This is a genomic window from Pseudomonas sp. BF-R-24 (assembly GCF_019947335.1).
Lineage (GTDB): Bacteria > Pseudomonadota > Gammaproteobacteria > Pseudomonadales > Pseudomonadaceae > Aquipseudomonas > Aquipseudomonas jessenii.
On the sequence record NZ_JAGYGG010000022.1, the window covers coordinates 32,928 to 55,215 of the forward strand.

Annotated in this window: 22 protein-coding genes and 2 pseudogenes; 12 read left to right on the plus strand and 12 right to left on the minus strand. The window is 57.4% G+C overall.

All coding sequences use genetic code 11. The features are described 5' to 3' along the window. Positions 1-147: 147 nt before the first annotated feature. The gene (locus tag KGA98_RS18060) at positions 148-780 is read right to left on the minus strand and encodes a glutaminyl-peptide cyclotransferase (protein WP_090457930.1); all 633 of its coding nucleotides are present in this window, start codon (positions 778-780) and stop codon (positions 148-150) included. Between the two features lie 34 nt (positions 781-814). Further along, complete coding sequence (locus KGA98_RS18065) at positions 815-2,035, minus strand: helix-turn-helix domain-containing protein (protein WP_223502983.1); 1,221 nt, start codon at positions 2,033-2,035, stop codon at positions 815-817. Positions 2,036-2,119: 84 nt separating this feature from the next. Here KGA98_RS18065 and KGA98_RS18070 point away from each other — a divergent pair, with 84 nt between their 5' ends. Both KGA98_RS18070 and KGA98_RS18075 read left to right on the plus strand, forming a co-directional pair. After that, a complete protein-coding gene (locus tag KGA98_RS18070) occupies positions 2,120-2,878 on the plus strand; it encodes a DUF899 domain-containing protein (RefSeq protein WP_223502985.1) in 759 nt (252 codons plus the stop codon). A 280-nt stretch (positions 2,879-3,158) separates the two neighbouring features. After that, positions 3,159-3,405: pseudogene (locus KGA98_RS18075) on the plus strand (thiamine biosynthesis protein ThiJ); the annotation flags it as partial. 151 nt (positions 3,406-3,556) lie between these two features. Here KGA98_RS18075 and KGA98_RS18085 read toward each other — a convergent pair. Beyond that, positions 3,557-4,051: a DUF2938 domain-containing protein gene (locus KGA98_RS18085; protein ID WP_223502987.1), complete on the minus strand. Its 495-nt coding sequence runs from the start codon at positions 4,049-4,051 to the stop codon at positions 3,557-3,559. A gap of 81 nt (positions 4,052-4,132) precedes the next feature. Here KGA98_RS18085 and KGA98_RS18090 point away from each other — a divergent pair, with 81 nt between their 5' ends. Continuing rightward, on the plus strand, positions 4,133-4,567 hold the full coding sequence (locus tag KGA98_RS18090; RefSeq protein WP_223502989.1) for a helix-turn-helix domain-containing protein: 435 nt from the start codon (positions 4,133-4,135) through the stop codon (positions 4,565-4,567). A gap of 105 nt (positions 4,568-4,672) precedes the next feature. Here KGA98_RS18090 and KGA98_RS18095 read toward each other — a convergent pair whose 3' ends face one another. After that, positions 4,673-5,287, minus strand: coding sequence for a helix-turn-helix domain-containing protein (locus KGA98_RS18095; RefSeq protein ID WP_218497732.1), 615 nt, complete (start codon positions 5,285-5,287; stop codon positions 4,673-4,675). A 184-nt stretch (positions 5,288-5,471) separates the two neighbouring features. Between KGA98_RS18095 and KGA98_RS18100 the strand changes: the two genes are divergently transcribed. The 4 genes from KGA98_RS18100 to KGA98_RS18115 all read left to right on the plus strand — a co-directional run bounded on the left by KGA98_RS18100 (position 5,472) and on the right by KGA98_RS18115 (position 8,866). Further along, positions 5,472-6,608 (plus strand): NAD(P)/FAD-dependent oxidoreductase, encoded by a 1,137-nt coding sequence (locus KGA98_RS18100; RefSeq protein ID WP_223502991.1) that lies wholly within the window; start codon positions 5,472-5,474, stop codon positions 6,606-6,608. Between the two features lie 26 nt (positions 6,609-6,634). Then, positions 6,635-7,015, plus strand: a complete 381-nt coding sequence (locus KGA98_RS18105; RefSeq protein ID WP_154908640.1) for a RidA family protein — start codon at positions 6,635-6,637, stop codon at positions 7,013-7,015. A 94-nt stretch (positions 7,016-7,109) separates the two neighbouring features. Next, positions 7,110-8,165 (plus strand): hypothetical protein, encoded by a 1,056-nt coding sequence (locus tag KGA98_RS18110; RefSeq protein ID WP_218497736.1) that lies wholly within the window; start codon positions 7,110-7,112, stop codon positions 8,163-8,165. A gap of 275 nt (positions 8,166-8,440) precedes the next feature. Next, positions 8,441-8,866, plus strand: a complete 426-nt coding sequence (locus tag KGA98_RS18115) for a GNAT family N-acetyltransferase (protein WP_223502993.1) — start codon at positions 8,441-8,443, stop codon at positions 8,864-8,866. A 200-nt stretch (positions 8,867-9,066) separates the two neighbouring features. Here KGA98_RS18115 and KGA98_RS18120 read toward each other — a convergent pair. Next, a pseudogene (locus KGA98_RS18120) lies at positions 9,067-9,258 on the minus strand (alcohol dehydrogenase catalytic domain-containing protein); the annotation flags it as partial. A gap of 251 nt (positions 9,259-9,509) precedes the next feature. Here KGA98_RS18120 and alr point away from each other — a divergent pair. Then, positions 9,510-10,739 (plus strand): alanine racemase, encoded by a 1,230-nt coding sequence (alr, locus tag KGA98_RS18125; protein ID WP_150814610.1) that lies wholly within the window; start codon positions 9,510-9,512, stop codon positions 10,737-10,739. Between the two features lie 249 nt (positions 10,740-10,988). On the opposite strand, the gene KGA98_RS18130 is transcribed toward alr, so the two are convergent. The 5 genes from KGA98_RS18130 to KGA98_RS18150 form a co-directional block, all read right to left on the minus strand. Further along, the gene (locus KGA98_RS18130; protein WP_150814611.1) at positions 10,989-11,756 is read right to left on the minus strand and encodes an amino acid ABC transporter ATP-binding protein; all 768 of its coding nucleotides are present in this window, start codon (positions 11,754-11,756) and stop codon (positions 10,989-10,991) included. Further along, complete coding sequence (locus KGA98_RS18135) at positions 11,753-12,412, minus strand: amino acid ABC transporter permease (RefSeq protein WP_154861997.1); 660 nt, start codon at positions 12,410-12,412, stop codon at positions 11,753-11,755. The genes KGA98_RS18130 and KGA98_RS18135 overlap by 4 nt, the downstream gene beginning before the upstream one ends. A 10-nt stretch (positions 12,413-12,422) precedes the next feature. Next, positions 12,423-13,070 (minus strand): amino acid ABC transporter permease, encoded by a 648-nt coding sequence (locus KGA98_RS18140; RefSeq protein ID WP_102671893.1) that lies wholly within the window; start codon positions 13,068-13,070, stop codon positions 12,423-12,425. Positions 13,071-13,133: 63 nt separating this feature from the next. Then, positions 13,134-13,922 carry an ABC transporter substrate-binding protein gene (locus tag KGA98_RS18145; protein ID WP_154861998.1) on the minus strand — a complete coding sequence of 263 codons (789 nt, stop codon included), beginning with the start codon at positions 13,920-13,922 and terminating at the stop codon, positions 13,134-13,136. Positions 13,923-14,122: 200 nt separating this feature from the next. After that, positions 14,123-17,170, minus strand: coding sequence for an aminotransferase class III-fold pyridoxal phosphate-dependent enzyme (locus KGA98_RS18150; protein WP_223503066.1), 3,048 nt, complete (start codon positions 17,168-17,170; stop codon positions 14,123-14,125). 139 nt (positions 17,171-17,309) lie between these two features. Between KGA98_RS18150 and KGA98_RS18155 the strand changes: the two genes are divergently transcribed. Then, positions 17,310-17,750 carry an Lrp/AsnC family transcriptional regulator gene (locus KGA98_RS18155; RefSeq protein ID WP_102671896.1) on the plus strand — a complete coding sequence of 147 codons (441 nt, stop codon included), beginning with the start codon at positions 17,310-17,312 and terminating at the stop codon, positions 17,748-17,750. A 168-nt stretch (positions 17,751-17,918) separates the two neighbouring features. Here the strand turns inward: KGA98_RS18155 and KGA98_RS18160 are convergent, their stop codons facing one another. Next, positions 17,919-19,001: a sterol desaturase family protein gene (locus tag KGA98_RS18160; protein WP_223502995.1), complete on the minus strand. Its 1,083-nt coding sequence runs from the start codon at positions 18,999-19,001 to the stop codon at positions 17,919-17,921. A gap of 77 nt (positions 19,002-19,078) precedes the next feature. Continuing rightward, a complete protein-coding gene (locus tag KGA98_RS18165; RefSeq protein WP_090456219.1) occupies positions 19,079-19,741 on the minus strand; it encodes a hypothetical protein in 663 nt (220 codons plus the stop codon). 151 nt (positions 19,742-19,892) lie between these two features. Here KGA98_RS18165 and KGA98_RS18170 point away from each other — a divergent pair, with 151 nt between their 5' ends. From KGA98_RS18170 to KGA98_RS18180, 3 genes are all read left to right on the plus strand, one after another. Further along, positions 19,893-20,264, plus strand: coding sequence for a DUF3302 domain-containing protein (locus KGA98_RS18170; RefSeq protein WP_090456221.1), 372 nt, complete (start codon positions 19,893-19,895; stop codon positions 20,262-20,264). Between the two features lie 3 nt (positions 20,265-20,267). Continuing rightward, entirely contained in the window at positions 20,268-21,227 is a 960-nt protein-coding gene (locus KGA98_RS18175; protein WP_150814616.1) for an HlyD family secretion protein, read from the plus strand. Between the two features lie 576 nt (positions 21,228-21,803). Next, positions 21,804-22,202, plus strand: coding sequence for a DUF5329 domain-containing protein (locus KGA98_RS18180; RefSeq protein ID WP_090456225.1), 399 nt, complete (start codon positions 21,804-21,806; stop codon positions 22,200-22,202). Positions 22,203-22,288 lie beyond the last annotated feature (86 nt).

Here is a 22,288-nt window from a genome sequence, read left to right on the forward strand (position 1 = left end):
AGATTTTGCGTACATCCACTAACCCTGTGGGAGCGAGCTTGCTCGCGATGGCGTCAAATCAGTCAACATTGATGTTGCCTGACACTCTGCATTCGCGAGCAGGCTCGCTCCCACACAGGTTGTACTTGGTGACTTGGCAGCAGCGCCTCAGGCAGGCCGGCGCACCACCCTCACCTTGCCGCTATCGCCGCCACCGCAGAACAACCGCTCGCCACCATCGGACTCCAGCCCCGACACGCCCACGCCTTCGGGCATTTTCAGGCTCTGCAGCACTTCGCCCGTTTGCGGATCGATCCGGCGCAGTTCGCTTTCATCGCCTTCCCACGTACCGTGCCACAGCGCGCCGTCCACCCAGGTCACGCCGGTGACGAAACGGTTGGATTCGATGGTGCGCAGGATCTTGCCGTTCTCGGGGTCGATCTGGTGAATCTTGCGTTCGCGGTACTGGCCCACCCACAACGTCCCTTCGGCCCAGGTCAGCCCCGAATCGGCGCCTGCACCGGGAGCAGGAATCGTCGAGAGGATGCGACCGGTGCGGGGGTCGATCTTGTGGATGCGGTCTTCGGCGATCTGGAACAGGTGCTCCCCGTCAAACGCGGTGCCGGCATGGGCAGCGACATCAATCGAGCTCAGCAACTTGCCGCTTTCCGGGTCCAGGGCGTTGATTTTGCTGTTGCATGCGAACCAGACCTTTTCGCCGTCCCAGGTGACGCCGCACACGTGGTCGACATCGGCAAACGGGCCATATTCACGAATGATTTCAGCAGTTGCGTGTTTCATCTGGCATTCCTCGATGGGGTTGGTGCCGTTCATCCTAGCCACCGGGCAGCGGCGCCGGGAGTAACAAGGTCGTCGCGAATCCCGGCACGGGCGGCGTCATCCAGCGCCGCGCGCGACCACGGCCAAACCACTGCACCTTGCCCTGCTCCGCCAGTGCATCGAGCGCCCGTTGCACCGTGCGCTGGCTGGTACCCAGCGCCAGTGCCAGGGCGGAACTGGACCACGACTCGCCATCGGCGAGGCAGGCAAACACCGCGGCAAATTTTTCCTCGACCGGTTGCGCCAGCGTCACCACCTGCGTACACACCGGCGATTGCAGGGCATAACCGCGCGCTGTCGCGATAACGCCGGCCAATGGCTTGAGTGCTTTACGCAGCCTGCCGATTTCCACGCGAAGCCGGGCGCGATGGGATTCATCCGAAAGCTTCAGACGGAACGCCCGGGCGATCAACACTTCCCGCTCAACGTCGGCAGGCCACGCCTCGGCCAACACACGGGCGAGCACGAACAGGATCGGCCGCGTTGCGAGCGACACCGACATGCCACAACCGCGCACAACGTACCGGCAGGCGTCCACCACCAGTGACGTTGAACAGAACAACGCTTCAACATCATCGAGCAACAGCGGCCGTACTTCACCCTGGGCAATCAGGCGTGCCGCGGGGGCATCGAGCAGATACACAGCGTGTTGGACCTCAGCCATCAGGGCGGCAATCCCGGCTTGACCGGCAGCCTGCCCGGCCCTGTTCAACGCCTCCCGCGCCGCGTGCGATTGCAGGCGCCGAATGGCAATCCCCGCCAGCACCAGTTCATGGGTTGCCCGCAAGGCCGGTGGCAATGGGCCGGGGTCGAGTCCGGCCAGCAACTGCTGTGCCTCATCGAGCTGGCCGATCAGCAGCAGACGGCGGATTTGCAGATAACGCGCATGGGCGGCATTGACCCGGTCACCGTGGTGTTCAAGGGTGACCCGCGCGGCTTCGAGCGCCTTGACCGGCCACCCGAGCTCCCGCGAAGCCAGGGCGATTTCGGCCTCGGCCACCACACATCGCGCCCGGGCCAGCACTTCCTTGGGCGCAAAGGCCCGTTGCGCCCTTTTGACCAGCGCCCTGGCCCGCACCAGATCGCCCAGTTGCGCCATGGCGATACCGCGCAGGGCCAGGGCCGGCGCATCGTCGCGCAAGGCCACGCGGTCCAGTGCGCCCAGCGGATTGCCCGCCGCCAGCGCCTGTGCAGCTGCCGTGATCATCGAGTCCATCGTAATCCCGCCACGCTTGTCACTCCCATCATTCGATACCCGGGTTTAGTCTAAATCACGACCTTTCACCAGGAGCGTACAACGATGAACACCCACAAAACCGCGACCCGGGAACAATGGCTGGCGGCACGTTTGCAACTGCTTGAAGCGGAAAAGGCGCTAACCCGACGCAGCGATGATGTGGCCAGGCAACGCCAGGCATTGCCATGGTTTCGCCTCGACAAGACGTACCGCTTCGATACCGACAACGGCAGCGCCACCCTGGCCGAACTCTTTCAAGGGCGCTCGCAACTGCTGGTCTACCACTTCATGTTCGGCCCCGACTACACGGCCGGCTGCCCGTCCTGCTCAGCCATCGCCGATGGCTTCGACCCCATCGTCGTCCACCTGGCGAACCACGACGTGACCCTGATGGCGATATCCCGCGCACCCTTGGCGAAACTGCAGGCCTACAAGCGCCGAATGGGCTGGACCTTCCCCTGGGCCTCGGCCGCCGAGAGCGACTTCACCGCCGACTTCAATGTCTACTTCACCGAAGCGCAGCAGCGCGAAGGCTTGATCGAATACAACTACCAGCGCGGCGGCCATGCCATGGACGCCAGCCAGATCCCGGAACCGGTGAAACAATTCGCCGCGACCTGTGGCACCGATGCGCCGACCTATACCCGCGACAGGCCGGGGTTGAGTACGTTTGTGCTGGAGGACGGCGAGATTTATCACACCTACTCCACCTACGCGCGGGGCCTTGACGGGTTGTGGAGCATGTACCAATGGCTCGACCGCGCGCCCAAGGGACGTAATGAAACGGGGCCCTGGTGGCGTCGGCATGATGAGTACCGGTGAGCGCCCGCGGTGTCGCTGACCGCCGATGAAAACGTCCGCCAGTTTGTCCATTAGCACGAGCTTGGTCTGTGAGATCCAGCGCCGGGTCGCCCATTCCTGCCATTCCTCGGCACGGTCCAGGGTGTAGCGCGGCACAAAGTCGCCGGGGAAGCGGCCGAGGTTGTGCAGCGTCACTTCATGGTCGGTGTTGGCCATTTGCTCGAACAAATCCCTCATGGCCACTTCGAATTCGGGCGGCCACTGTTCGCCGCCCAACACCTGCTCGACCGAAGGATTGGGCTTGCTGGCTCTGGGACTGGAGCCCGTGGACCAAGCCTCTGGTATGGCAGGGGAACGTTGCAACCGCTGACGGATGCCTTGCGGCGCTCTATCTGGCGGGATGGCTGGTTGAGTCCTGGTTCGATGTCGACAAGCGCCGCGCGACGCTGCTCCCCGCTCTGCCGGCTGGGCAGCAAGAGCTCTATGATGCCTTGATCGGGCTCAGCATCCGACAAGGAGAAGTCGGCTCATCAGTAGAATTCGTCTAGCAAACAGTAAAACGCTATACGTTGCTGATCTGGCTCCACACCATAGGCGCGAAAAAATGGCGCTACCCATGCCTGTCCAAGGTTGCGCTCTATGCTTCGGACAGCCAGTGCAAGATAGTCGGTTGCATGACAAGCAAGACTCAAACCCTGCTCACCTCGAAGTCAAGGCAATCACCACCGCGGACAGGTAGAGGCCAACGCCAAAGACGGCATGATTTATTAAACTGCGCATGCAGTTCTTGGCCGGCGTCGGCGTCTTGGAGGATGTAAATCCTGCCCCCATGGCGGGCTGTATAACAAAAAGCGGGACTGCCACTGTTGCCACGCCCAAAGCGATTGCTGGCAGGAAAGTTGGTTCCTGCAGCCAGGCGACTCCTTGAATGCACGCCAGTAACACCGCGAAAGCAACACCCGTGGCGTAGTGCGCCACCCAGCCCAGGACCACTTCACCTCGCACCGGCATCGCTTGTCCAATGCTGGCATGAGCGAATTTGCCTTGGCATACATGACCTACCCAGCGCCCGACGAAAGCGAAATTCAGCGTTGGAACGCCAAAGGCCTTCATGAGGAACATCCACAAATCCATGACGACGGTAGCGCCACCCCCCAACAGAAAAACGTGTGCAACCACTTCCAGCGATGCCATACCTGCCTCTTGTTCATGGACCAATTAATCTTGCCGATGCATGATAGAAGTTGAAGTCAACTTCAAGTCAATGGGCTGAAAATGGATATCGCTGAGGTCGTCAAACGCACGGGAATTCCTGCCCACACATTGCGTTTCTACGAGAAGAAAGGCTTGATTGCGTCAGTCAGCCCGCGCGGGGCTCGTCGCCAGTTTGCGTCTGCCGTGGTTGAGCAGTTGGCTGTTATCGCACTCGGACAGGCAGGCGGTCTCTCGCTGGACGAGATACATGCCATGCTTTCCCCGAATGGTAAGGCAGTTGTTGATAGAGTCGTGCTTTTGGCCAAGGCGGATGAGATTGATGCGACTGTCAAGCAACTACAGGCGATGAGCCGGGGATTGCGGCATGCGGCGGCATGTCCAGCCCCTAGCCACGCAGAATGCCCGAGATTTCATCGGTTACTCAAGGTCGCAGCGGCTGGCGTCTTTAAACGGGGCAGGCATTCGGCGCCACATCCTGCGCCCGTTCGGCCTTGAGCACACCGCACGAGCGCAATGGAGCTCCTGGCATCCTTGGAATATGGCAGTCCCTATCTCGAGCTGGAATGTGAGTTCAACCTGGATCTGACAGCCCCCTCAGCGTCAATACTCCGACATCACCACCATCACTTCAGCGTCGGCGCCATCCTCGCCTTCCGCCAGATAAATATGACCTATTGAACTGTTGAAATAGGCTGTTTCGCGACAGCCGATGCTGATGGATTCACCCGTTTCGAATTGAATGCGCACACGACCTGAAAGGACGACGGCGAACTCTTGTCCGGGGTGACGGATGTAGTCTTCGAACTGGTTCAGTTCGCGCGCACAGATCCGCGCGTACATGGGCGTCATGCTGCGCCCGGGGAAATCCCCTGCCATCGGGTGATATTCGTAGTTGCCGGTACTGTAGCCCGCCGCACTGTCGATGGCGGTGCTGACCACCGTGGGCTGTACAGCGCTGACGCCCGCCTTGACCGGGCTGAACAGCTGGGAAATGTCCACACTCAGGGCCCGAGCGGCGGCCGCGAGTTTTTCGTAACTCACCGACACTTGTGCCAGCTCCATCTTCGACAAGGTCGACAGTGCCACCCCTGAACGCTCGGACAGTTGTTTAAGCGTCAACTTCTGGTTTTTGCGGATGACACGCAGGCGCGCGCCGACCTGGGCGCGATCTATCAAGGGATGGTCCGTGGAACACGAGACTCGATCGGAACTCATGCAGACTTCTCTGTCGTACGAAAAACGGTGCCTGGGGCTGAGCCAAGGCAAGGGCTGGAAATAATACCTCAAGGTAATGGGTTGACTGGGGAATTCTCATATCTTACATTTCTCGTATCTGAGAATTATAAAAATAAGGGGAAAACTATTTTTCCCCATCCCCAGAGACAGGAGTGACTTCGGTATGCAGGACAGCGAGTGTTTCGATTTCGCCATCATCGGCGGCGGTATTGCGGGGGCCTCCCTGGCCTATCGCTTGGCCGGGCAAGCCAGCGTTGTGGTGCTTGAGCGTGAGAGCCAGCCGGGTTATCACGCCACCGGACGCTCCGCCGCGATGTTCATGGAAAGCTATGGCACACCGCAGATCCAGGCATTGACCCGCGCCAGCCGGGACTTCTATGAGCAACCGCCAACCGGCTTCACCGAACATGCGTTGCTGGAGCCTCGCGGCTGTCTGTACGTCGCCGGTGAGGGGCAACAATCCCTGCTGCAACAAACCTTCGATGCCGGGCAGGCACAGGCTGGCAATGTTTCATTGATTGATACCGAGCAAGCTCTCGCGCTGGTGCCGTGCCTGCGCCCGGAGGCGATTGTCGGGGCGATGCTCGAAACCGACGCCCGCGACCTGGACGTCCACGCGTTGCACCAGGGTTTTTTACGGGCCATGCGCCATGCCGGTGGCGTGCTGCAGTGCGATGCACAACTGAGCGTCGCCACCCGCGAAGGTCTTCACTGGCACCTGACACTGGCCGACGGCCGCCAGTTGCGCGCACGCAACCTGGTGAATGCCGCAGGCGCCTGGGCCGATCAGGTTGCGCAGCAGTGCGGCGTGCAGCCCATTGGGTTGCAACCCTGCCGACGCAGTGCCTTTACCTTCGACGGCCCTGAGGGCATGGACTTCTCACGCTGGCCTGCGGTGATCGGCATCGACGAAAGCTTTTACTTCAAACCGGACGCTGGCCAACTGCTTGGCTCGCCGGCCAACGCCGATCCCGTCCCGCCACAGGACGTGATGCCCGAAGAGCTGGACATCGCCACCGGGATCTACCACATCGAAGCCGCCACCTCCTTGACCATCCGCCGCCCACGGCACAGCTGGGCCGGCCTGCGCTCGTTCGTCGCCGACGGCGATCTGGTGGTCGGCTGGGACGATCACTGCGAAGGCTTCTTCTGGCTGGCGGCCCAGGGCGGTTATGGCATCCAGTCCGCGGCCGGCGTGTCGCAACTGGCCTGCGCGCAATTGCTCGATCAACCCCTGCCCGAAACATTGCGCCGCCAGGGCGTCGAGCCACAACGCCTGGCACCTGGCCGCTTGCGCTGATCATCCCCCCAATGAGGTTGCATACCATGTCTGACAATTTCCAGCGTTACCCCAGCCACCTGCCCTATCCGTTCTCCAAGGCCATTCGGGTCGGAGACTTTCTATTCCTTTCAGGGCAAGTACCAATGAACCCTCTGGGTGAAGTGGTGCTCGGTGATATCCGCGAGCAAACCGAGGCCGCCATGGCCCGCATCGGCGAGACCCTGGCCGAATGCGGCGTGGGTTTTGATCAGGTGGTGAAGGCCACGGTGTGGCTATCGGACATGCAACATTTCGCCGGTTTCAACGAGGTGTACAAGCGCCACTTCGAGAATGGTTTCCCGGTGCGCTCCACCGTTGGCGGCGCCCAGTTGGCGCTGGGGGTCGATGTGGAGATCGAAGTGCAGGCCTGGGTCGGCGCCCGCTGATCCACCCCTGCTGTTTGCCAGTGCGATGCCCCGGGAGGGCCATGAACAGTGGTTCCCCATCAGCCATAACAAAAACAATTCGAGGCAAATCGTCATGAAAGAAAGTCTGAAAATAGCCGGTGCATTTGTCGGTGTGATTGTCGGTGCAGGATTCGCCTCCGGCCGGGAGCTGCAGATGATGTTCGTGGACTTCGGCGTGTGGGGACTGCTCGGGGCGGTGGTCAGCGCCGCGCTCTTCACCTTTCTCGGGATGGCATTGGCGGGCATGGGTAGCCGACTGCAGGCAAGGTCCCATAAGGACGTGGTGTATGCACTGTGCGGACGCTACCTGGGCACCTTTGTCGACCTGATGATCACCTTCTTCATGTTTGCGGTGACCGTGGTCATGTTGGCCGGCGGCGGCGCCTTGCTGGAACAACAGTTCGGCATTCCCGCCATGTTCGGCAGCGTGGCGGTGACCCTGATCGTGGTCGCCATCGTGTGCCTGGATGTGCAGAAGGTCATTGGCATGATCGGTGCCGTCACTCCGCTGCTGATCCTGACGGCGGTGGCGGTGGCCCTGTATGGCGTCGCCACCCGAGGTTTGAGTTTCGGTGAACTCAATCAACTGGCCAGCCAGCAAGACGCTGGCGCAAGCCATTGGCTGTTGGGAGCGTTGTTGTACGTGTCTTACAACATCGTGGCCGGGGTGCCGTTTCTGGCGATCATGGGCGGCGCCGCAAAATCCGAGAAGCAAGCCATCTGGGGTGGCATCTTCGGTGGCGCGTTGCTGGGGCTGCTGATGCTGGTGATGAGCCTGGGATTGCTGTCACGCCTGGACAGCGTGGCGGATTTGCCAATGCCCATGCTGTCCATCGCCACGGAGGTTTCGCCAGTCCTCGGTCTGCTTATGGCGGTGATCATTTTCCTGATGATCGTCAACACGGCCGTCGGTACCTTGTATTCCTTTTCGGCCCGGCTACTGCCGGCAGGCACTCGCAAATTCCGCGTCGGCTCAGCGGCCGCTGGCGCACTGGCTTTCGTCGGCAGTCTGGTCGGGTTTGTCAACCTGGTGGGCCAGGTCTATCCACTCTTTGGCTACCTGGGCTTTTTGCTGATTGGCGCAGTGGTCGTTGGCTGGTTACGCGTAGGACGCCTGGCCCAGGCTTAATCAGTCGATAGTGGCGTGCTGAGCAAAAAAACGATCAGTGCGACCATGACCATCAACGGAATCGGCAGGCCGTACGGGGCGATACTCATGCCAGCGGCCCAAATAGACTGTCAGCGTCCAGAGCAAACCGGTGCTGGCGTTGGCGGTCACAGATCCCGCCCCAAATATTGTTGTTCGATCAGAATCAGTGCCAGGCAGATCTGCAAATGGAGCACCGTTGCGCGGAGAACGTATATGGCACAAAGTTTCCTTCCTAACTCAATCGCTGAGGCCTCATGATCCGCGACTTTCGAAACGTTGACCTGGAGCCCGTATTGGACATTTGGCTACGAGCGTCAATCCAGGCGCATCACTTCATAGCCCCCGAATTCTGGCGTAGCCAGCTTGATGCTATGCGTGAGATCTACCTACCCGGCGCCATTCCCCGAGTGTTTGAGGCAGACGGGACGGTAGTAGGATTCTGCTCTGTAAATGGAGACACACTTGCGGCGCTATTCGTATCGCCTGAGCGTCAGGGGGACGGTATAGGTACACAGCTTCTCGCGGACGCCATGGCATCCAGGTCAACTCTACAGCTGACTGTGTATTCGGCGAATGCGCCTAGTATCCATTTCTATGAGAACCAGGGCTTTGTAGTTCTCAATGAACAACTGGACGCGCACACTGGCCACCTTGAGAAGGTGATGTGCTGGGTCGCCTAATCTGACTAATGTAGCTACAGGCGAAAGGAAAACGACAGGTCGCGCTAGCTTCAGCGTAAACGTCTGCCCAACTGACCTTGCGTTGTTAAGGGCCCGTAATTTTCGATGGGAAGACAGACAAGGAGCAATCAACAGCTGGCGCAAACCCGGCGGGTACTCCGTACCAGTCTCCGGATGTTTTCTTCGAGGACAAACAAACCCCCTACTTGCGTACGCAGATAGGCGACGCGATCCCCGGCTTGCACATTGCAGACACCGGCATCCACAACGGCGACACGCCCAGCGCCTTCCAGCCCAAGCCCGGATGGTAACGCAATGGGCACCGCTCCCTTACGTTGGGTAACGTCGAGGAAGTTGACACCAATAGCTTTTTGCTCGAGCCAAACCTCGCCTTGCGCCGATGAAGATCAGCAGCTCCAAAAGCGATTCGGTCCATTGCCTGCGTCGTAACTCGACATAAGCTTAGTGGGTAGCCATCCAGGTAACACTCATTCCTGATGCCATCGCTTAGCGCCAAGGTGAGCGCGAACAAATTCCTTACATGTTTTTACATTTTCGAACGCGGCGTACAACGTCAACTTACATCGCCTTCCAATAATCGGCATCGGAATAATAAAAAGACCGATTACATGGAGAGTTTCAAATGCCCTTTACTCGTACTGTTCTAGCGTTGTCCCTCGGCCTGTTTTTTTTGCAGAGCCAAGCCCAGGCGGCGCCGCCGCTTTCGCTTACTAACGGCAACTCCGAGCTGACTGCGCAAATCAGTAATGCCTGGATTGAAATCAACAAGACCGCGTTAGAGCACAATATCCGAGCCCTGCAAGTGGAGCTGGCCGGCAAGTCGAAACTCTGTGCGGTACTAAAAGCCGACGCTTATGGTCATGGTATCGGGTTGGTGATGCCTTCGGTGATCGCGCTCGGTGTACCGTGTGTGGCGGTCGCCAGTAACGAAGAGGCGCGAGTGGTTCGCGAAAGCGGCTTTAAAGGTCAGTTAATCCGTGTTCGCACCGCTTCCTTAGGGGAGCTGGAAAATGCTCTGCAGTACAACATCGAGGAACTGGTTGGCAACCTCGATTTCGCCCGCCAGGCGGCCGATCTTGCACATAAACACGGTCGCAAACTGCAGGTGCACATCGGCCTCAACTCAAGCGGCATGAGCCGTAACGGCGTGGAAATGGCCACCGAACAGGGCAAGAAAGACGCCGTGGCAATCACAAAGGTACCGAATCTGGAAGTGGTCGCAATCATGACCCACTTCGCGGTGGAGGATAAGGACGACGTACGCAAGGGCCTGGCAACCTTCAACGAACAAGCGGCTTGGCTGATGGACGTGGCCCAGCTCGATCGCAAGAAAATCACCCTGCACGCGGCCAACTCCTTCGCCACCCTGGAAGTACCCGAATCGCGCCTGGACATGGTGCGCACGGGCGGCGCGTTGTTTGGCGATACCGTCATTTCGCGCACTGAATATCGGCGCGTGATGCAATTCAAGTCGCATGTGGCCTCGGTCAATAACTATCCCGCTGGAAACACAGTGGGTTACGACCGCACCTTCACCCTGACACGTGATTCGAAACTCGCCAACATCACGGTCGGTTACTCCGATGGGTATCGCCGCGTGTTCACCAATAAAGGTGTGGTATTGATCAATGGACATCGCGTGCCGGTGGTGGGCAAGGTTTCGATGAACACCGTGATGGTCGATGTCTCGGATGCACCCGACGTCAAGGCAGGTGATGAAGTAGTGCTATTCGGCAAGCAAGGCGCAAACGAAGTCAGCCAGGCTGAAGTCGAAGAGATCAACGGTGCGCTTCTGGCCGACCTCTACACCGTCTGGGGCAGTGCCAACCCGAAAATACTGGTCGAGAAGTAATCCCACCACCATCGTAAATTACCGGGCACGCTCATTCGTGCACCGTTTTGCCAAGCGCGGAAAAGCTCAAATGTATGGCAGGGACCGACAGGAGAGAGGTCGCATTCTCTTGTCGGAAGGTGACCATTATGTTTTTTTCCGCGCTGACTCAACGTATCGCCGATGTCGGCGCAGTCGCCTGAGATATTCACTACTGCGCCATGGCGTTTGATCTCGCCTGCCCTCGGCGTTCAGAAGCGAAAGCGCAACTTATCTGTCGTGCAGATGCTTTTTCAAGAATGACCGGGTTCGTTCGTGGACGGGGTTTTGCAGGATCTCTTGCGGCGCCCCCTCCTCTACTACAACCCCGCCGTCCATAAAGACAATCCGGTCCGCCACTTCGCCGGCAAAGCGCATTTCATGAGTGACGATCAACATCGTCATGTGCTCCGCAGCGAGTTGCTTCATGACCAGGTTGACCTCTTCGACAAGCTCAGGGTCCAGTGCCGATGTAGCCTCATCGAACAACATGACTTTTGGTTGCATCGCCAGTGCCCTTGCTATGGCAACGCGCTGTTTCTGTCCGCCTGACAGGCGAGAAGGATACTCATCGAACTTGTTGGCCAAGCCAACTTTTGACAAGTATTCCATTGCCAACTCACGAGATGCCTTTTTTGTAAGGCCCTTGAGTTTTATCGGACCAAGAGCGATGTTTTCATACACGGTCAAATGCGGAAATAGATTGAAGTGTTGAAATACCATACCCATCTGCTGACGCACAGCATTTATATGCTGTTCAAACGCACGACCTTTCAATGGCCGATTGACTTGCTCACCCTCTAACCATATCTCGCCATCGTCAAGCACCTCCAGGTGGTTGATTGACCGCAGAAGCGTGCTTTTGCCAGATCCACTTGGGCCGATGATGGCGACAATTTGTCCGCGAGATATGGAAAGATCGATTCCCTTGAGTACTTCAAGTGCTCCGTAAGCCTTGCGAGCGCCCTTCACCTCAACCATGAATGCCTTGCTGATCATCGTGACATCTCTACCTTGTTTTCGAGAAGATGCAGACCGGCTTCGAGAACTAGATTGGCTGCATAATAAATAACCGCGACAGTCAGATAAAACTCAAACGGGCTATAGGTCTCGCTCACGGCTAGTTGCGCGCTGTACACCAACTCGGCAATACCGATTATGGAAACCAGAGAGGTGTCCTTCAGCAGGACAATCAGATTGTTTCCCAGCGGCGCAATAGTCCTGCGAAGCGCCTGCGGTACGATGATGTAACGCTGAGTCTGTCCACGGCTGAGACCAATGGAGCGGGCACCTTCAATCTGACCAGGGTCCACCGATACCACACCGGCACGAATAACGTCGGCATTGTAGACGGCAAAGTGCAAACTGAGGCCTATGATGCCTGCCACCAGGGCAGGAATATCAATCCCCACTTGTACAAGACCATAATAAATCAAGTACAACTGAAGAAGCAGTGGAGTGCCCATGAGCAACCACGTCATAAAACGCACGGGCAGCGCCAGGATCCTGGGCGCATAAAGAACGATGAGTGCAAAGGCTACCCCTGCCATCAAACTCAATATGCTGGAACTTACAAACATCACAACCGTCCACCAAAGACCGGTCGCAAGTAGCTCGGAATAGGGTGTAACTATACTAAGATCCAGGCTTTGCATCTGAATGCTCTCACCTTGCCGCGAAGCGATTATCGAGATAGTCAACAACAAATCTGACCGAGTAGACCATCACGATGTAAAGCAGTGCCGACACCATGAAAATCTCAAAAGGTTTGTACGTTGAACTGATAAAGCGTTGCGCTGTATATGAAAGCTCAACGACAGAGATCGTCGACACCAGTGCAGAACCTTTGATAAGAGCGACAGCGTTCACTCCCAGCGGCCTGATCATCAACTTTGCAGCTTGTGGCAGCGTGATAAACCATAAGGTCTGGCCACGCCCGAAACCAATCGAACGTGCAGCTTCTTCCTGGCCTGGGTCAACGTTGGTGATAGCGCCACGAATGGATTCCGCCATGTAGGCAGCGATGTTCAGGCCCAAGCCGATTACCCCTGCGGCAAACGGCTCCAGTTCAATTCCGATCTGCGGCCCACCAAAGTAAATGATGAACAGCTGAACCAGGCAGGGAGTGCCGCGAAAAACGCTTATGTAGAGTCTTGCAAGGTATCGAAATGCGAGAACAGTGGACAACCGGGCAGCAACCAGCACGATTGCGACCAGAAAACCAAGCAGAAGAGCAAGTACAGAGATTTGCACCGTAATCCAGGCCGCCTCCAGGAAAAACGGGAATGTGCGTTGTATGAGAGTCAGATCCATGGGAACGCTCGGAAAAGTCGGATTGGCTGGCCCGACGACAGGTCGGGCCATGCTGAACATGAATCAGCGGATATCGTTGCCAATCCACTTCATCGAGATCTTTTCGTAGGTGCCATCGGCGAGCATGTCTTCAAGCGCCTTTTGCATGGTCGCCTTGAGCTCAGGGTTATTCTTGCGCAGGGCAATGCCCATGCCTTCAATGCCACCATCGCTATCCGGTGGAGTAATGATGCGAACCTTCTGCCCTGTTTCTTTGACGGCGACCAACACCGGAACACTGTCCATCACTATCGCATCGATGCGCCCGGCCTCCAGGTCGACAAGCATTTCGGGAAGACCTTTGTACGTTCTCACCTTCAGGTTGCCGCGGGCCCTGGCCCATTTATCGTGTGCATCCCCAAGGGTAACGCCGACAACAACATCTTTAAGATCATCAAGACTTTTGATCGAAGAGTTGTCCTTCACTACGATCGTTCGGCCAGCGTGGTAATAAGGCCCAACAAAATCCACTGCTTTCTGGCGTTCCGGGGTAATGGTCATCGAAGCGATGATGGCGTCATATTTCTTCGCGAGAAGTCCTGCAATTATCCCGTCGAATGGCGTCGTGATGATCGTCACCTTTACCCCCATCCGCTCAGCCAGCGCCTCACTGATGGAGGCGTCGAATCCGACAATCTGGTTCTGTTCGTTTGCAAAGCTGAAGGGAGAGTATTGACCGCTCATCGCGATACGGATCTCTTTGGAATCCTGGATCGACTTCAAATCATCAGCATGAACAGCTGAGGTGGAAAGTAGCGCCGCTGCCGCCACGGTAGAAGCGACAATCAAACCCTTGAGCTTTTTAGTTAGCATGGATGGCACCTTGGAAGAATTGTTTATTATTTTCTTGGGGTTATTCACCCGGCCTTCATGAAAAGTCTTGCATAGGCACTTCTGGAAAGCACCCGGCAAGGTGTCAGCCAACCTGACACATTGCCGGAGTTGGCCGACACTATGTCGGGTAGTCACATCCTCCAATCAGGTTTCTTGTCGCACGCCCCGCCCCCTGCGATCTACCGGAGTGCGGCCTTAAAGCTTTCGTCCAGGACCTCAAGCAGAAAATCAGCGTTTGTCTGACTGAAAATCATCGATGGGCGCATTTTCAGAACATTGTCATGGGGGCCTTCAGTACCGATCAAAATACCTCGCTCCCTGGCACCATCAGCTACTTTCCTGGCCAGCTCCGTGGCTGGAACTTTCGTTTTGCGGTCCGTGACAAGTTCTATCCCGAGAAAAAGACCCAACCCGCGCACATCGCCTATTGCATCGTATCGCTGCTGCAACTTACGGAAGCCGTCAAGCAGATAGTTGCCAACGGTAAGTGCGTTGAGTTTCAGGTTATCGCGCTCAATTACATCGAGCACCGAGAGCCCTACAGCACATGAAACCGGACTGCCGGCGAAGGTATTGAAGTACTCCATGCCATTGTTGAAGCTGTCTGCAATTTCTCGCGTGGTCACAACCGCCGACATGGGATGTCCATTGCCAATGGGTTTGCCCATGGACACTGCATCGGGAACGACACCCTGGGTTTCAAAAGCCCACCAATGGCTACCTACGCGACCAAAGCCGACCTGGACTTCGTCCGCCAGGCAAAGACCGCCCTCTGCACGAACCATTGCATAGACTTCTTTCAAGTAGTTTTCCGGGAAGAAAAGTTGCCCGGCCACACTTGGAATGGACTCCGCCAAAAAGAACGCCGGGGATCTGCCCTGCTTGCGCATGAGTTCAATCTGATCCGCCACGCTTTCAGCGAAACGCTTGCCAAGTTCCTCGAACGACCAGTGATCCACACCACGGTAGGCATCCGGGACGGCCGCCTCAAACACATGATCTGCACGCCCTTTACCGGCTTTACGCTTGTACTTGTAAGGGCTGAGGTCGATCAGTTCCTGCGTGGTGCCGTGGTAAGCCCAATCCAGCACAATTGCATCGTTACGCCCCGTGTGATTGCGCGCCATACGCAGCATGAGGCTGTTTGCTTCACTTCCCGAACACCCGAAGGAAGCGACCGCCAGACCTTCAGGCAAGGTAGCCGTGAGCCGCTCTGCATACTCAACGATATTATCGTGCAGATAACGCGTGTTCGTGTTCAGGCGTGATGCCTGCCGCGAAAGCGCTTGCACCACATCTGGATGGGAGTGGCCGAGATGGCACACGTTATTGAAGCAGTCCAGATACGCCCGACCAAAGTTATCGATCAACCAGACCCCATCACCGCGAACGAACTTGATCGGATCTGAATAGGAAATCGACAGGTTTGGAAGCAACAACTCCTTACGCTTCGCAACAATCTCTGCCTTGGTGCGTCCGTCCTGGCTGTAGGTTTCCGGAGGAATCCCCGCGAGACTCGATGCATCGGGAAAAATGTCGGCCCATACCTCAATATAAGCCCGTTCACCTACGCCGATGAATTCGCTCGCTTTCAACGCGGTGTCCGTGGACATTTGAAAATGCACATGGGGAATCCATCCGCCATTTTCCGTATCCGCTCCCATGTATCCCACAAGCGCGCCAGTCTCCAGGCGGTCACCGGGCTTGAGCCGCGCCAAGGCTTCATGAGCCATATGCCCCCACAGCGTCAGGAATGGCGGGCAACCTTCAGGCGAGTGCTCGAGCATGATCAAACCACCATAACCAAGCGGCTCATGCTCGACCTCGACGCTCTGCACCACACCGGCAACAGGCGTATAGAGAGGTGTTCCAGCGGGCATGATCAAGTCGACACCGACGTGAAGGATCCGACGCTGCCCTTCAATGAATCGTGATTCAAACGCCGTGTCGGTGTAGATGGTCCTTTCCTCGCCCCATGGTCCGATACCGAGCGGCACCTTGTGTTCGGCAGAAAAATCGTTCCACCACTTCGTTGCCTGCGCTGGACGTTGCTCGGCTGAAGCGACAGTCATCACATGCGAAGCGTCTCCGAACGGAGCAATAACCTTGTTCATCGTCGCAGCGGATGGACGCACGATATCCGCAAAGGACTTGCTGTTTTCGGCCACCCAGCGGCGAACCGCACCAGCGCCTTCGATCGCGTCAAAACCACAGGCTTTACGCAGGATCGCAGTCGCCAGACGAGGGTTCATGCGATCCATCCTTTCCAGAAGGCGCCAGGCCGGAGCTTCGCTGATGCCAAGGTAGGGATTGTCTTGCGTTCGGTCGGATCGCGATGCCGACAAGGTGACGCTCGTGACCAGGCGCATCGCAATGAGATTGAAGAGGACGTCAAGCTCCTCCGGCTGCAGAGGGTACTTCTCATGGAAACCGGCCGTGAGGGCGGCAGCCGCGCCGATTGGATCTTCCGTGTCGAGAATGGAATAGGCGCAGGTGATGGCGACTTCGGCAATCAAAATCGTATGGACCGCATCGCCAAAATCGATGATGCCCGAGACTTTCTGATGATTGCGGGAATCGACGAGGATGTTCCAGTCGTTGCCGTCATTGTGAATGACTTGTGCACGCAGTCGCGAAAGCTTCGGTTGAACGGTTTTTTCGAAACGTTCTATGAAGCGTTCCAGAATGGCCCTTCTGCCAGGATCTTTCACGAAATGCAGGCGTGAACTCGAACGTGCGGCGTGACGCAAATCCCAGTCGAGATCACGTACCGCGCCTGGATGCATGAAGCCCTGAAGTGCACGATCTATCTCACCGAACGATTGGCCAAGGCTGCGCATCAATTCGAACGTGCGCTCGACCTCGGCAAGCGGCGTTCCGTGCAACCAGCTGACCAGGCGGACCGCATGGGTTTCGCCGGAGGGCGCTACCGCAGAGGCCAGGTATTCACCGGCAAGGCTTTTCTTGAGAAAAGGCACGGTAAGCTCGGGACTGTGCGTGGCGAGGTGACTGAGAATGGCTGTCTGAAACTCGCTTTCAACTCGAGGTTCAGTCGAGTTGACGACTTTCAGAATCCATCCGGCATCGGTTCCTGTATTCAACCGGTAGTTGCGGTCGCGCTCGCCATCCAGAGGCGTGGCCGTACCGATAACGTTGAAAAGCTGCTCACTCAGTTTTTCGGCATCCCCTGTCGAGAACTGGGGGGCAGGATGGGAGAGATTTGTCATGGTAATTGTTTTCCAAGCCATTTTTTTCAGATAGCTTGGCACGCAACGCCTTGGACGGCAGTAGGTATACGGTCGGCTTCAGCCTGCATATTGTCGGAATCGACCGGCACAATTTCGGTAGCAAAATTAGGGAGTTCTGATGCGCGACCTGGACACGAAAGATCGCGAAATACTCGAAATTCTTTCCAAAGAGGCTCGAATTGCCCTGAAGGCCTTGGCAGCAAGAATCGGGCTTTCAAGAAGCGCTACCAGCGAGCGAGTCATCAACCTTGAACGCAATGGTGTGATCAGAGGCTACCGAGCTGATATCGGCGAAATCGATGCCAACGTGATTCGCGCAATCCTTCTTGTATGCCTGAAACGCACACCCGCAATCAGCTTGCTGGACCTGCTTGCCCAAAACTCGCAGGTACGACGAGTCTCCTCGGTCAGTGGCCAACTCGATCTGGTCATTGAGGTCGAATCGCGAACTATTGATGATCTGAATCGAGTCAGAGATGCAGTAGCCAGTCACGAAATCGTTGAAGACATCACCACCGCTGTCGTTCTGCGGCGCGATATTGATCGGCAGAGTTCCTGATTGGCAACGGGTGTAATCAAGTCGGCGGAATCGTCGCCAGCATACCGATCAGGATGGTCAACAGCAGAAAACCACCGAGAAAAATCGTCATCTTGGCCATGGGGCCTCCCACACTATGAATTGGCGGTACAGGGGCGGCGTGTGCTGCCCGAGCGGCGTACCGAAGACTTATTGTGGGCTGGCGGCTGTATCCGTTACAGAGGCAGATTGCGCTGAAAAATACGGATCAGATCCGTTTTCAGGCTGTGCTTTCGGGGGTTTTCCCGGAAGGAGTTTGCGGGCGATGTCCACGAAAGGCGTGACGATCAACCCCTGCAGCGTCAGGTAACGCTCGTGATCCTGTTCACCGGTGCCGAAGTGAATGGCCTCGGGTGTGGACCGGGTGACGTAGAGCGTGCCGAACATCCAGTCCCACAGTGACAGATTGATGCCGAAGTTCTTGTTGAAGTGTCGCGGCGCATCGCTGTGATGAATCTGGTGTTGCGCCGGGCTGCTCAGCACCCGTTCCAGCACCGGCCCGAAGGAAAACCAGACATGGCTGTGACGCAGGTTGGCCGCCAGGCCATTGAAGATGAACACCATGTAGGTCACGCCAAACAAGGTATAGCGGCTGATCTCCCCGCCGCAGGCGTACCAGAAGACCCCGGCAAATGCGCCGACGCAGATGATATCCGTGAGCTTTTCGACCACCTCTTCCAGAAAGTGCACGCGGCTGGCCGTCGCCGGCACCAGCACGGGCGCCGAATGATGGACTTTGTGGAAGGCCCACAGATACCGCGAATGGAAAGCGCGATGGCCCCAGTAATGGCTGAAATCCTTGACCAGAAATACGCCCAGCCCATAGAGCAGGGTCAGCGCCAGGTTCTCTTCCACTTGCGTACGCGCGCCCCACAGCTGGGTGAAGAACGCGATGTAGTCCGCTGAACGCAAGACGTACGGATCGACCAGACCGACGATGGGCAGCACCAGGGCAACCTTGAGGATGGCGAGTACGAAGTAGTAGCGGTAGTCGAGCAGCGCCGAGCGATGCAGGTACACCCGGCAGCCGCCGATGAACTGCCCGAATGAGCGCGCGTCGGTCAAGCCCCGGGATTTGCGGTAGCGGAACAGGCAATAGGCGACGCTGTAAGACATGCAGAGAAAGGCTAGACCGAGTCTGCCGTTGAAGTCGAAAATGCCCAGGAACTGCCGGGTGACCGGCTCGATCACCCACTGGGATAAATGAAGATGGATTGCGGCGAAAACATCCATGCCAGGCTGCCCGACGTAAATGGAAGGGCAATTGTAAATGAGAACGAGTCTTTAGTGTGTTGAATGATGCCCGGTTTTTATCCACCCAGCGCAATGATTGCAAGGATCAACACGCCCCCCGTGGCGGCCATGATCACCCCACCCTGCCATTGCGTGGCGCCAGCGTATCTGGCGAGCAGCCAGCCTGCGATGAACAGCACCACGAGTCCGATCAGGTTGGACAGGCGGATGGCGAGCGCCGTCTGATCGAGCAGTATGAACGGCACCACCAACGGAAATGTCGAGCACACGACCAACAGGAAAACACCGAGGGCGCCCCTGAAGTCGCTCCAGCCGAGGCCGGCCCTGATCGGCAAGGGGGGCTGCTCGAGCAGCCGACGGCGCAACAACTCCAGGCCCTCACTGCCGGCCGCCGTCGCGAACTGCAACGGCAACACTTGCGCAACGAGCGCCTGACCGACCGCGGCGTCCGTGCCATTACGCAAGGCCATGTACAGCTTGATCCTGCGCGTGCGCTCGACCAGTGCGCGCAACAGGTACATGACCGCATCGGCCAGTCCCCAGGCGAGATTGCAGCCGAGCGCGGCAATCATCATCGTGCGTTCGGCGGCCTGGTCTGCCGTGGCCACGCTGATGGTGCCGGTGAACGTCATGGCCATCAGCAGGCCGAAGATCACCTCGGTAATGCGCTCGACAGGGTCAAGTACAGGCGCCCTCTCGAATTGAGCATTGGTTGGCATGAACTCACCTCGTCGGAGTGTGCTTGCACGATATCGGTCGACGCTTCGGCCAGGCACCGGTTGTTCCGGCTGGATATCCGCATCCCCGTCAAGTGTAGATTGAACGGCTACACTCAGGCGCACACGCTATCTGCTTCAAGAGGACTGGTTCATGCTTGAATACTTCGCCCTGGGCGTACTGATATTTGTAGGACTCTTCTTGTTCTACGGGATCATCCTGCTCCACGACATCCCCTATGAAATTGCCGTCCACCGCAACCACCCTCACCAGGATGCGATCCACGCCACCGGCTGGGTCAGCCTCTTCACCTTGCACGCACTCTGGCCGTTCCTGTGGATCTGGGCGATGGCCTATCGGGAGGACCGGGGCTGGGGTTTCAGTGACGGACATTCACCCAAAAGTCATGTGGTTCACCTCGAACAACAGGTCGCCGAGCTGCAAGGCCGGATCGAGCGCCTGGAGTCAGCGATGGGTACGGCACAGAACCGTGTGCCAACGGACAATCTCGGCGAGGGCATTTGAGCCATGGATCTCTTACTCATTCTGACGTATGCCGCTCTCTGCGTAGCCATCTTCAAGATCTTCCGCATCCCCCTGAACAAATGGACGGTGCCCACGGCGGTGCTGGGCGGGATCGTGATTATCGGCACGCTGATTTTCACGATGAACTACAACCACCCCTACTCCGAGGTGGCGCGTTCCTATTTCGTATCGGTTCCGGTGATACCCGTGGTCAGCGGCCAGGTGATCGATGTATCGGTGAAGACCAACCAGCCCCTGGAAAAAGGCGATGTGCTGTTTCGCATCGACCCTGCACCTTTCGAATACCGGGTGAAATCCCTCAAGGCACAGCTGATTGCCGCCCAGGCCGATCGCGCCCGGATCACCGAGTTGATCAAGCGTAACTTCAGTACCCAACGGGAACTGGATATGGTGGTCGCTCGCAGTGACGACCTGAAGGCACAACTGGACAACGCGCAGTACGAACTCGACAACACCACCGTCCGTGCGCCGAGCAAAGGCTTCGTCACCCATGTTTCACTGCGTCCGGGCATGATGGCGACCAAGTTGCCGCTGCGCCCTTCGATGGTCTTCATTCCCGCCGAAGGGCATTACTTCTCCGCGTGGATGCGCCAGAACAGCCTGTTGCGCCTGACCGAGGGCGACGAGGCCGAGGTCGCTTTCGACGGCATTCCAGGCAAGGTTTTCGAAGGCAAGGTCAAGACCGTCGTTTCGGTCATCGCCGAAGGCCAGATCCAACCGTCAGGCACACTGATCAGCTTCACCGGTTCACCACCGGCCGGCCGGGTTCCGGTGATCATTGAGATCACCGATCCCGACTATGCCCAGTACGCCGACCAGATGCCCGGCGGCGCCTACGGCCAGGCGGCGTTGTACAGCCAGCATTTCCACCACATCGCGATGATGCGCAAAATCCTTCTGCGCATGGCGGCATGGATGAATTACATCTTTCCGTTCCACTAACCTGGCAGCACCGGCAACTGGCTCAATCCTTGAATGGGGCCAGTTGCCGGTTCAGCGAACCGGCCTGATCGCGTGATTGCAGCGGCTGATCGAGCAGGCTGAGGGTCAGAGGGAGAAGGCCAGACAGTGGATCGCACCATTGTGGTACTGGAAGAATCGACAAGGAGGAGCGGAGCAGCGAGGGTCGGCGCTAAATAATCCAATACAGCAGCAGGCGAGAAGCAATCCAGTGCGACGCCTGAATTACCCCCCATGCCAGCAGGGCACACATCAACAGGTAGCCCGCAAGGAACCTGAACATCGCGTCCCTTTCCACGCAACCCTCCCGGCTTTACAGCCCTACAGGGCGTTCAATGCGAATGCGTAACCCATACTACGCCCGCCTCGCCCTTTAAGGTTTCGATTGCCAGAATGGTTTGCAGTTCCACCGGCTGGGTGATTGCACAGACTTGCCCACCGTTTTTCCAGTCATCCCATTTCCCTGTATCAAGCGGCCAGAGGCAAGTTAGTGGTTGTCCTCTATGGTATCTGTTGGAGGTAGCTCCATTCATTTCACTTTCAGGACGAGGGTCAATCATGCGGATGTGGATGGAGGGCACGGCGCGGCCCATCAGCCAATTGATGATGGCAGCGGGTATTAGCCTTATCGCAATCGTCACTAATGGGCAGGTTCAAGCCACACCTCAAGCCACTCAAGAGATAAAGGGCTTGCTGGACTTTGTCGAACACAGTGAGTGTCAGTTTGTGCGCAACGGGAGCGAATACCCAGGTCCCCGCGCTCGGGCGCATCTGGAGAAGAAACTGAATTATCTCGAAGGCAAGAACATGGTGAACAGCGCAGAAGACTTCATCGATCTTGCTGCCACTAAAAGCAGTATGAGTGACCGCGTCTATGAGGTGCGATGCTCAGAAGGCGTAGAACCGGCAAGCACCTGGTTGAAGAGGGAACTACAGAGGCAACGGCAACTTCATTGATTTTTTCTCACGTCCAGTAACAGTCAGGATGGCGTTGGGATTTTTTTCAACACAATAGACCTGAGCGGACGTTGAGATCTGTTTGT

Excerpts from the sequence above, each read along its gene's own strand:
- KGA98_RS18060 (WP_090457930.1), bottom strand. The coding sequence starts at position 780 with ATGAAACACGCAACTGCTGAAATCATTCGTGAATATGGCCCGTTTGCC.
- KGA98_RS18065 (WP_223502983.1), bottom strand. The coding sequence starts at position 2,035 with ATGGACTCGATGATCACGGCAGCTGCACAGGCGCTGGCGGCGGGCAAT.
- KGA98_RS18070 (WP_223502985.1), top strand. The coding sequence starts at position 2,120 with ATGAACACCCACAAAACCGCGACCCGGGAACAATGGCTGGCGGCACGT.
- KGA98_RS18085 (WP_223502987.1), bottom strand. The coding sequence starts at position 4,051 with ATGGCATCGCTGGAAGTGGTTGCACACGTTTTTCTGTTGGGGGGTGGC.
- KGA98_RS18090 (WP_223502989.1), top strand. The coding sequence starts at position 4,133 with ATGGATATCGCTGAGGTCGTCAAACGCACGGGAATTCCTGCCCACACA.
- KGA98_RS18095 (WP_218497732.1), bottom strand. The coding sequence starts at position 5,287 with ATGAGTTCCGATCGAGTCTCGTGTTCCACGGACCATCCCTTGATAGAT.
- KGA98_RS18100 (WP_223502991.1), top strand. The coding sequence starts at position 5,472 with ATGCAGGACAGCGAGTGTTTCGATTTCGCCATCATCGGCGGCGGTATT.
- KGA98_RS18105 (WP_154908640.1), top strand. The coding sequence starts at position 6,635 with ATGTCTGACAATTTCCAGCGTTACCCCAGCCACCTGCCCTATCCGTTC.
- KGA98_RS18110 (WP_218497736.1), top strand. The coding sequence starts at position 7,110 with ATGAAAGAAAGTCTGAAAATAGCCGGTGCATTTGTCGGTGTGATTGTC.
- KGA98_RS18115 (WP_223502993.1), top strand. The coding sequence starts at position 8,441 with ATGATCCGCGACTTTCGAAACGTTGACCTGGAGCCCGTATTGGACATT.
- alr (WP_150814610.1), top strand. The coding sequence starts at position 9,510 with ATGCCCTTTACTCGTACTGTTCTAGCGTTGTCCCTCGGCCTGTTTTTT.
- KGA98_RS18130 (WP_150814611.1), bottom strand. The coding sequence starts at position 11,756 with ATGATCAGCAAGGCATTCATGGTTGAGGTGAAGGGCGCTCGCAAGGCT.
- KGA98_RS18135 (WP_154861997.1), bottom strand. The coding sequence starts at position 12,412 with ATGCAAAGCCTGGATCTTAGTATAGTTACACCCTATTCCGAGCTACTT.
- KGA98_RS18140 (WP_102671893.1), bottom strand. The coding sequence starts at position 13,070 with ATGGATCTGACTCTCATACAACGCACATTCCCGTTTTTCCTGGAGGCG.
- KGA98_RS18145 (WP_154861998.1), bottom strand. The coding sequence starts at position 13,922 with ATGCTAACTAAAAAGCTCAAGGGTTTGATTGTCGCTTCTACCGTGGCG.
- KGA98_RS18150 (WP_223503066.1), bottom strand. The coding sequence starts at position 17,170 with ATGACAAATCTCTCCCATCCTGCCCCCCAGTTCTCGACAGGGGATGCC.
- KGA98_RS18155 (WP_102671896.1), top strand. The coding sequence starts at position 17,310 with ATGCGCGACCTGGACACGAAAGATCGCGAAATACTCGAAATTCTTTCC.
- KGA98_RS18160 (WP_223502995.1), bottom strand. The coding sequence starts at position 19,001 with ATGGATGTTTTCGCCGCAATCCATCTTCATTTATCCCAGTGGGTGATC.
- KGA98_RS18165 (WP_090456219.1), bottom strand. The coding sequence starts at position 19,741 with ATGCCAACCAATGCTCAATTCGAGAGGGCGCCTGTACTTGACCCTGTC.
- KGA98_RS18170 (WP_090456221.1), top strand. The coding sequence starts at position 19,893 with ATGCTTGAATACTTCGCCCTGGGCGTACTGATATTTGTAGGACTCTTC.
- KGA98_RS18175 (WP_150814616.1), top strand. The coding sequence starts at position 20,268 with ATGGATCTCTTACTCATTCTGACGTATGCCGCTCTCTGCGTAGCCATC.
- KGA98_RS18180 (WP_090456225.1), top strand. The coding sequence starts at position 21,804 with ATGCGGATGTGGATGGAGGGCACGGCGCGGCCCATCAGCCAATTGATG.